The sequence below is a fragment of the Rhodanobacter aciditrophus genome (assembly GCF_050026795.1).
Classification (GTDB): domain Bacteria; phylum Pseudomonadota; class Gammaproteobacteria; order Xanthomonadales; family Rhodanobacteraceae; genus Rhodanobacter_A.
This window is the reverse complement of sequence record NZ_JALBWP010000006.1, coordinates 97,386-107,238: the sequence shown is the minus strand read 5'-3', so window position 1 is coordinate 107,238 and position 9,853 is coordinate 97,386. Positions and strand designations below refer to the sequence as shown.

Sequence of the window (9,853 nt, the reverse complement as noted above, 5' to 3'; positions counted from 1 at the left end):
ACCCGCGCCGCCGCGGCGGGGCGCCGGGGGCCGGCCCGCCGGGGGTCCCCCCACCGCCGCCCGCGGGCCGCCGCCGGCGTCCCCGCGGGGGGCGGGGGGGGGCGCGCGCGGCGCCGGCCGCCCGCGGCGGCGCCCCCCCCCGCGGCGCAGGCCGCCGACGTGGTGTTCCTGTTCCCGGGCCAGGGTGCGCAGTACGCCGGCATGGGCCGCGAACTGCACCGCCGCGAGCCGGTGTTCCGCGCCGCGTTCGACGAATGCGCCGATGCGCTGGGCGGCGACTTCGGCTTCGACCTGCGCGAACGCTGCTTCGCCGACGACGCCGACGCGCTGCTGCCGACCGCGGTGATGCAGCCGGCCACGTTCGCCGTCGAGTACGCGCTCGCGCGCTGGTGGATGAGCCTGGGCGTGGTGCCGGCCGCGATGCTCGGCCACAGCGTCGGCGAGTTCGCCGCGGCGGCGCTGGCCGGCGTGTTCGCCCCGGCCGACGCGGCGCGGCTGGTCGCGCGGCGCGGCCAGCTGATGCAGGCGCAGCCGGCCGGCGCGATGCTGTCGGTGCGGCTGGCGGCGACCGCGCTGCAGGAACGGCTGCCGGCCGGCCTCGCGCTGGCCGCGGAGAACGCGCCGACGGCCTGCGTGGTTTCCGGACCCGCTGCCGCGATCGCCGCGTTCCAGGCCGAACTCGAACGCGAGGGCGTCGCCTGCCGCCCGCTGCGCACCTCGCACGCGTTCCATTCGCCGATGATGGATGCGGCGGTCGAGCCGTTCCGCGCCGCCGTCGCGGCGACCGCGCGCAGCGAACCCTCGCTGCCGATCGTGTCGAGCGTGAGCGGCATGCCGCTCGCCGCCGCCGAAGCCATGTCGCCGGACTACTGGGCACGGCAGCTGCGCGAGCCGGTGCGCTTCTCCGCCGCGCTGCGCACCCTGCTCGACGCGCCGGCGCGCGTGCTGCTCGAAGTCGGTCCGCGCGCGACGCTGAGCACGCTGGCGCGCCAGCAGCTCGGCGCGGCACGCGGCGCGGTCGAGGCGCTCGCCACGCTGGCCGACAACCCGGCGGCGGAGCCCGCCAGCCTGCTCGCCGCAGCCGGCGAGGCGTGGTGCCGCGGCGTCGGGATCGACCCGGCGACGCTCGACCGGCGTGCCCGCCGCCAGCGCATCGTGCTGCCGACCTACCCGTTCGAACGCCAGCGCCACTGGGTCGAGGCCGCGCCGGCATCGCGCGAACCCGCACCCGTGCCTGTACCCGTCGCCTCGCTGCCGCCTGCCGAAGGAACGCCCATGCCTACCCCCGCCGTGTCGTCCATGGATCGCCGGCCCCGCCTGATCGACCAGCTGAAGGCGGCGTTCGAGGACATCTCCGGCCTCGACCTCGCCGATGCCGATCCCGCCAGCCACTTCATCGAACTGGGCCTGGACAGCCTGATGCTGACCCAGGTGGCGCTGCACGTCTCCAAGGCGTTCGCGGTGCCGGTGACCTTCCGCCAGCTGATGGGCGACTGCGCGAGCTTCGCGCAGCTGGCCGCGCTGCTCGACGCGCAACTGCCGCCGGAAGCCCCGGCCACGCCGGCACCGATGCCGACGCCGGTCGCGACGCTGCCCCCGCCGCAGGCCGCAGCGCCGGCGGCAGCGACGCCGGCAGCCGCCGCCATGCCGGAGGGCTACGTGCAGCAGGTGATCGCCCAGCAGATGCAGCTGATGGCCCAGCAACTGGCCCTGCTCGGCGGCGCGGCCGGCGCGCCGGCGGCGCCGGCCACGGCCGGCACAGCCGAACTGGCACGCGCGCCGCTCGCAGCCGCGACGGCGATGGCGGCTGCGGTACCGGCGCCCGCCGACGAGGAAGCGGCGCTGGCGCACACCCGCTACGACGTGAAGAAGGCCTTCGGCGCGATCGCGCGCATCGACACCGGCAAGTCCGAGCTGTCGCCGCGGCAGCAGGGCCGGCTGGACCGCTTCGTCGAGCGCTACGTGGCACGCACGCGCAAGTCGAAGGAGTACACCCAGGCGCATCGCCCGCACATGGCCGACCCGCGCGTGGTCAACGGCTTCCGCCCGCTGACCAAGGAGATCGTCTACCCGCTGGTGATCGAACGCTCCCGCGGCGCGCGCCTGTGGGACCTCGACGGCAACGAATACGTCGACGCGCTGAACGGCTTCGGCATGAGCCTGTTCGGCTGGCAGCCGGACTTCGTGCTGGAGGCGGTGCGCCGGCAGCTCGACCTGGGCTACGAGATCGGCCCGCAACATCCGCTCGCCGGCGAGGTGACGCGACTGCTCTGCGAGCTCACCGGACACGAGCGCGCGGCGCTGTGCAACACCGGCTCGGAGGCGGTGCTGGGCGCGCTGCGCATCGCACGCACGGTGACGGGGCGCGAGACCGTGGCGCTGTTCACCGGCTCCTACCACGGCATCAACGACGAAGTGATCGTGCGCGGCACGAAAAAGCTGCGTGCGGTGCCGGCGGCGCCGGGCATCCTGCGCAACACCGCCGAGCACGTGCTGGTGCTCGACTACGGCACGCCGGAATCGCTGCAGGTGATCCGCGAGCGTGCGCACGAGCTGGCCGCCGTGCTGATCGAGCCGGTGCAGAGCCGGCGGCCGGACTTCCGCCCGGTGGAGTTCCTGCGCGAGGTGCGCGCGATCACCGAGGCCAGCGGCGCGCTGTGCATCTTCGACGAGATCGTCACCGGTTTCCGCTGCCATCCCGGCGGCACCCAGGCGCTGTTCGGCATCCGCGCCGACCTCGCCACCTACGGCAAGGTGGTGGGCGGCGGCTACCCGATCGGCGTGATCGCGGGACGGCGCGCGTACATGGACGCACTGGACGGCGGCCAGTGGCAGTACGGCGACGACTCGATCCCCACCGTGGGCGTCACCTACTTCGCCGGCACCTTCGTGCGCCATCCGCTGGCGCTGGCCGCGGCGAAGGCGGTGCTCGAACACCTGCGCGACGCCGGCCCCGCGCTGCAGGAGCAGCTCAACGCGCGCACCGCGGCGATGGCCGACGAGCTCAACGGCTTCCTGGTGGAAGTGGGCGCACCGCTCGCGGTCAAGCAGTTCGCCTCGCTGTGGCGCACCCAGTTCCTGGAGGAGCACCCGCTGCAGGACCTGCTGTTCGCGATGATGCGCAGCCGCGGCGTGCACATCCTGGACAATTTCCCCTGCTTCTTCACCACCGCGCACACCGAGGCGGACTTCCAGGCGATCACCCGCGCGTTCAAGGAGTCGGTGCTGGAGCTGCAGGATGCCGGCTTCCTGCCGCGCAACGTCACCACGGCGCCGACGGTGATGGACGCCGGCAAGCCGCCCGTGCCCGGCGCGCGGCTCGGCCGCGAACCCGACGGACGGCCGTGCTGGTTCGTGCCCAATCCCGAGCGACCCGGCAAATACATGAAGGTGGAACCATGAAGACGCCCATGGATGCGCACGCCGCCCTTTCGGCGGTCGACTACGACCCGTTCGCCAGTCCCGCACTGGAGCGCGTGGTGCCCAGCACCGAGGCGCAGCGCGAGATCTGGCTGGCCGCCAAGCTCGGCGAACAGGCCTCGCTGGCCTACAACGAGGCGGTGGCGCTGCACCTGCACGGTGCGCTCGACCGCGCGGCGCTGCTGGACGCGCTGCAGGCGCTGGTCGATCGCCACGATGCGCTGCGTGCCAGCTTCGGCCCCGACGGCGAGACCTTCTGCGTGGCCGCCGGCGTCACGCTGGCGGTGCGGCAGACCGCGCTGGACGCGCTCGACCCGGCCGCACGCGCCGCCGCGCTGGAGGAACGCCGCACCGCTGCCGTGCTGCAGCCGTTCGAGCTGGAATCCGGCCCGCTGTTCCGCGCCGAGCTGGTATGCCTGGGCGAGCGCGAGCACGTGCTGCTGCTGTGTGCGCACCACCTGGTCTGCGACGGCTGGTCGTGGTGGGTGATCGTGCGCGAGCTGGGCGCGCTGTACGGGCTGCGCAGCGGCGCCGGCGCCGGCGGTGCGGCGCTGCCGCCGGCGCCCTCGTTCGCCGACTACGCCCTGCGGCTTGCCGAACCGGCAGACCGCCGCGCCAGCGCCGCCGACGAGGCCTGGTGGGTGGCGCACCACGCGCATCGCGCGCCGGCGCTGGACCTGCCGGGCGACCGCCCGCGGCCGCCGCGGCGTGGCTTCGCCTCCGCCCGCGAGGACCACCTGCTCGATGCCGACGTGGTAGGCGCGCTGCGCCAGCTGGGTGCGCGCCACGGCGCGAGCCTGTTCGCCGTCCTGCTGGGCAGTTTCGCCGGCCTGCTCGGCCGGCTGGCCGGACAGGACGAGGTGGTGCTCGGCATCCCTGCGGCGGCGCAGGCGAACGAGGGCCTGGGCAACCTGGTGGGCCACGGCGTCAACCTGCTGCCGCTGCGCTGCAGCGCCGACCCCGCGCTGCCGTTCGCGCAGGTGCTGGCCGCGGCGAGCAACGAACTGCTCGATGCGCTGGAACACCAGCGCTGCACCTTCGGCCGCCTGCTGCAGCAGCTGGACATCGCGCGCGACCCGGCCCGCCTGCCGCTGGTCAGCGTGCTGTTCAACATCGACCAGGCGCTGGAGCAGGAGGCCGCGGCCTTCCCGGGACTGCGGCTGGACTTCGCCAGCGTGCCGCGCCGCTACGAGAACTTCGAGCTGTTCGTCAACGCGGTGCAGGAGCACGGCGGCCTGCGCCTGGAATGCCAGTACAACAGCGGCCTGTTCGACGCCGCCACCGTGCGCCGCTGGCTGCGCGCCTACGAAACCCTGCTGCGCGCCGCCGTGGCGCAGCCGGATGCGGAGTTCGGCAGTTTGCCGATCGCCGATGCGGCCATGCGTGAGGAACTCGCCGCGCTGCAACCCGCGCCGACGCCGTTCGATGCCAATCGCCTCGCCCACCAGCACTTCGAGGCGCAATGCGCGCGCACCCCGGAACGCGAGGCCGTGCGCGCGGGCACAGGCAGCCTGAGCTACGCGGCGCTCGAAGCGCGCGCGAACCGCATCGCCCACGCCTTGCGCGCGCGTGGCGTGCGGCGCGGCGCGCTGGTCGGCCTCGCGCTGGATCGCGACACTGACCTCGTCGCCAGCGTGCTCGGCGTGCTCAAGGCCGGCGCCGGCTACGTACCGCTGGATCCGTCCTACCCGGCCGAACGCCTCACTCACATGGCCGACGACTCCGGACTGGCCGTCCTGCTGACGCAGGGCGCGCATGTCTCGCGCTTCGACCTGCATGGTCGCCCAGTGCTGGCGCTTGATGCGATGGCGGAAGAACTGGCGGCGCTGCCGGCCACGCCCTTGCCGACCGATGCCGACGCGGCGACGCCCGACACCATCGCCTACGTGATCTACACCTCCGGTTCCACCGGCAAGCCCAAGGGCGTGGCAGTGCCGCACCGGGCCACCGCGAATTTCCTGCACGCCGTGCAGCAGACACCGTCGATCCGCACCGAGGATCGTCTCGTCGCGGTGACCACGCTGTCGTTCGACATCGCCTTCATGGAGCTGATGCTGCCGCTGTCCGTGGGTGCCTGCATGGTGATGGCGACCCGCGACGAGGCGCGCGACGGCACCGCGCTGCGCCGCTTGGTCGAGGCCAGCGACTCCACGTACCTGCAAGCCACGCCATCGGGTTGGCGGCTTCTGCTGGGCGCGGGCTGGCAAGGGCGCGCCGATTTCACCGCGGTATCGGGCGGCGAACCGTTGGCGCCGGATCTGGCCGCCGCGCTGCTCGCGCGCTGCGGCGCGGTATGGAACGGCTACGGTCCCACCGAGTGCACGGTGTACGCCACGATGTGGAAGGTCGAACATCCCGAACGCGGCATCTCGATCGGCCGCCCGGTGGCAAACACCACGGTGTGGGTGCTGGACGAGCGCCGCCAGCCTTGCCCGCCGGGCGTGCCCGGCGAGCTGTGGATCGGCGGCGCAAGCGTGGCACAGGGTTACCTCAATCGCCCCGAGCTCACCGCCGAGCGTTTCGTCGACGATCCGTTCTCCGACCTGCCCGGCGCCCGCCTCTACCGCACCGGCGACCGCGGCCGCTGGCGCGCCGACGGCAACCTCGAACACCTCGGCCGTGCCGATTTCCAGATCAAGCTCCGCGGCTTCCGCATCGAGCCTGGCGAGATCGAAGCGCAGCTCGCCGGCCAGCCGCCGGTGACGCAGGCGCTGGTCGTCATGCGCGAGGACCGGCCGGGCGATGCACGCCTAGTGGCCTACCTGGTGAGCGAAACGCCGGTGGACGAAGCGGCACTGCGCAGCCGCCTGCGCGAACGCCTGCCCGAATACATGTTGCCGCAGCACTTCGTGGTGCTGCCCGCGCTGCCGTTGCTGCCCAACGGCAAGATCGACCGCGCCCGCCTGCCGGCGCCGCTCGCCGCCGCCGCGCCGGTCGGCGCGCACGCCGCGCCGCGCGACGAACTGGAACGCCAGGTCGCGCAGGCGATGGCCGCCGTGCTGGGCGGCCTGGAGCCGGGTCTGGACGACGACTTCTTCGAACGCGGCGGCCATTCGCTGCTCGCCGCGCAGCTCACCGCGCGGCTCAACCGCGACCTCGGCCTGGCACTGCCGCTGCGCACCCTGTTCGAGGCGCCGACCGTGGCCCGGCTGGCGGCGGCGATCCGCGCAGCCGGCGCAGCCGGCAAGCCGGCGCCGCGTGCCATCGCGCGCCTGGCCGACCGCGAGCACGCGCCGCTGTCGCTGATGCAGCAGCGCGTGTGGTACCTCGAACAGCTGCAACCCGGCCGGGTGACCTACCACACGCCGTCGGCGCATCGCCTGCACGGCGCGCTGAACCTGGCCGCCTTCGAGCAGGCATTGCGCACGATGGTGCGGCGCCAGCCGGTGCTGCGCACCTCGATCGAACCCGGCGAGAGCGGCGCGACGCAGCGTATCCACGCCGCGCTGGAGGTGGAACTGCCGCGGGAGGATCTCTCCAGCCTGCCGGCGAACGAGCGCGAGGACTGGCTCAGGCGCCGGCTCGACGCGCTGATCGCCGAGCCGTTCGACCTGGCCGTGCCGCCGCTGTTCCGCGCCCGGCTGTTCCGGCTGGGCGAAGAGGAACACGTGTTCTTCTTCATGACCCACCACATCATCTGGGACGGCTGGTCATTCGACCTGTTCTACCAGGAGATGACCGCGCTGTACGCCGCGTTCTGCGCCGGCCGCCCCGATCCGCTGCCGCCGCTCGCGGTGGAGTACGGCGACTTCGCCGCGTGGCAGCGGCAGTGGATGCAGGGCGAGGAACTCGAGCGCCAGCTCGGCCACTGGCTGTCACGCCTCAGGGGCAACATCGAGCCGCTGGAGCTGCCCGCCGACCGCACGCGGCCGACGCGGATGTCCGGCGCCGGCGCCACCGAATGGGTCGAGCTGCCGGCCGCACGGCTCGACGCCGTGCGTGCGCTGGCCCGGCAGGCCGGCGTCACCTCGTTCATGGTGCTGCTCGCGGTCTACTACGTGCTGCTGCACCGGCTCGGCGGCCAGCGCGACCTGATCGTGGGCACGCCCGTGCGCGGCCGCGACGCGGTGGAGCTGGAGCCGGTGATGGGCTTCTTCGTCAACGCGCTGCCGCTGCGCCTCGCGATCGACCCGCAGGCCGGCTTCCTGGACACCCTGCACGCGGTGCGCACCGTGGTGCTCGACGCCTTCGCCTGCCCGGACGTGCCGTTCGAGCACCTGGTCAAGGCGCTGCGGCTGCCGCGCGACGAGAGCCGGCCGCCACTGGCGCAGGCAATGTTTTCCTACCAGGACGTGCGCGGACGCGCGTGCTCATGGGGCGGGCTGCGCCACGAGCGCCTGCCGGTGTTCCAGCGCGGCAGCGCCCACGACCTCGGCCTGTGGTTCGTGGAGCTGGAACACCGCCTGCTCGGCGGCATGATCTTCAACGCCGACATCTTCGAACCGGCCACCGCCGCGCGCTACCGCCGCGGCTACGAGACCCTGCTGGAAAGCGCGCTGGCCGATCCGCGCCGGCCGATCGCCCAGCTGTCGCTGCTGCCGGCGGACGAGCTGGCCCAGCTGCGGCGCTGGAACGCCACCGCCGCGGCGATCCCGGTATCGACCATGCACGGCGCCTTCGAACGCCAGGCTGCGGCCACGCCGGAGCGCACGGCGCTGCGCTGCGGCCGCGAGACGCTGAGCTACCGCGCGCTGGACGAACGCGCCAACCGCATCGCCCACGGCCTGATCGCCCAGGGCGTCCGCCCCGGCGACCTGGTCGGCATCGCGCTCGAGCGCGGCCCCGCCATGCTCGCCGCCCTGCTCGGCACGCTCAAGGCCGGCGCCGGCTACGTGCCGCTCGATCCCGGCTTCCCCGCCGAGCGGCTCGCCTACATGGTCGCCGACGCCGGACTCGCCGCCCTGCTCACCCAGCAGTCGCTGGCCGCACGCTTCGACCTGCCCGGCCGTCCGCTGATCGCGCTCGACGCCCCGCCGCCCGGTTGGGACGCGCTGCCCACCTCCGCGCCCGCGCTCGCCGTCGATCCGTCCTCCATCGCCTACGTCATCTACACCTCCGGCTCCACCGGCCGCCCCAAGGGCGTGGCCATCCTCCATCGCGCCGTGGCGAACTTCCTCGCCAGCATGGCCGAACGGCCCGGGCTGCACGCCGACGATCGCCTGCTCGCGGTCACCACGCTGTCCTTCGACATCGCCGTGCTGGAGCTGCTCGGCCCGCTCGGCGTCGGCGGCGAGGTGGTGCTCGCCACGCGCGAGCAGGCGCTCGACGGCAGCGCGCTCGCCGCCCTGCTCGCCGACCACGGCGTCACCCTGATGCAGGCCACCCCGGCCACCTGGCGCCTGCTGCTGCAGGCCGGCTGGCAGGGCAGCGCCCGCTTCCGCGCGCTGTGCGGCGGCGAGGCGCTGGCGCCGGACCTGGCCGCGGCCCTGCTGCCGCGCTGCGCCGAACTGTGGAACCTCTACGGCCCCACCGAGACCACCGTGTGGTCCACCTGCGCCAGGGTCGAGCCGGATCAGCCGATCCACATCGGCACCTCGATCGCCAACACCTCCGTGTGGGTGCTCGACGAGCGCCGCCAGCCCTGCCCGCTGGGCGTGCCCGGCGAGCTGTGGATCGGCGGCGCCGGCGTGGCGCTCGGTTACCTCCACCGCCCCGAACTCACCGCCGAGCGTTTCGTCGACGATCCGTTCTCCGACCTGCCCGGCGCCCGCCTCTACCGCACCGGCGACCGCGGCCGCTGGCGTGCCGACGGCAACCTCGAGCACCTCGGCCGCGCCGATTTCCAGATCAAGCTCCGCGGCTTCCGCATCGAGCCTGGCGAGATCGAATCGATCGCCCGCGAGGACAGCGCGGTGGCCGATGCCGCGGCGGTGGTGCATGAGTTCGCCGCCGGCGACCAGCGCCTGGTGCTCTACGTGGTCGCCGACGAGGCGGAAGCCACGCTGCTGCCGCGCCTGCGTGCCGCGCTGGAGGCGCAGCTGCCTGGCTACATGCGGCCGCAGCATATCCTGCGGCTGCAGGCGTTTCCGCAGACGCCGAACGGCAAGCTCGACCGCAAGGCGCTGCCGCTGCCCACGGCGGTGGCGGGCGGGCGCGGCCCGGCGCCCGGCAGCACGGACGACGATCCGCGCCGCCGCTATCTGGCGGCCGTGTGGTGCGAGCTGGTCGGCGTGTCCGCCGTGTCGCCGCAGGACAACTTCTTCGATGTGGGCGGGCACTCGCTGCTGGCGGTGGAACTGGCTGCGCGCGTGCAACGCGAGACCGGCGTGCGGCTCAACCTGCTGGACATCGCGAGCGGCACGCTGGCCACGCTGGCCGGGCAGCTGCCCGAACCCGCGGCAGCCGGACAGAACAACCCGTTCGGCCACCGCCTGCGGCGGCTGCTGGGGCTGCGCTGATGCGTGTCGCGCGCGCCCGGCCACGTCGCCCCGCC

The 9,853-nt window shown here is 73.9% G+C and carries 2 protein-coding genes; both read left to right on the top strand.

Going from position 1 to position 9,853, the window contains the following annotated elements; all coding sequences use genetic code 11:
- Positions 1-159: 159 nt before the first annotated feature.
- Complete coding sequence (locus ACQGNW_RS00505) at positions 160-3,402, top strand: aminotransferase class III-fold pyridoxal phosphate-dependent enzyme (protein ID WP_426661102.1); 3,243 nt, start codon at positions 160-162, stop codon at positions 3,400-3,402.
- A complete protein-coding gene (locus tag ACQGNW_RS00500; protein WP_426661101.1) occupies positions 3,399-9,818 on the top strand; it encodes an amino acid adenylation domain-containing protein in 6,420 nt (2,139 codons plus the stop codon). Before ACQGNW_RS00505 ends, ACQGNW_RS00500 begins: the two co-directional genes overlap by 4 nt.
- The last annotated feature ends 35 nt before the right edge of the window (positions 9,819-9,853 follow it).

What these genes read in the sequence shown, in the direction of transcription:
- ACQGNW_RS00500 (WP_426661101.1), top strand. Translation starts at nt 3,399, where the DNA reads ATGAAGACGCCCATGGATGCGCACGCCGCCCTTTCGGCGGTCGACTAC.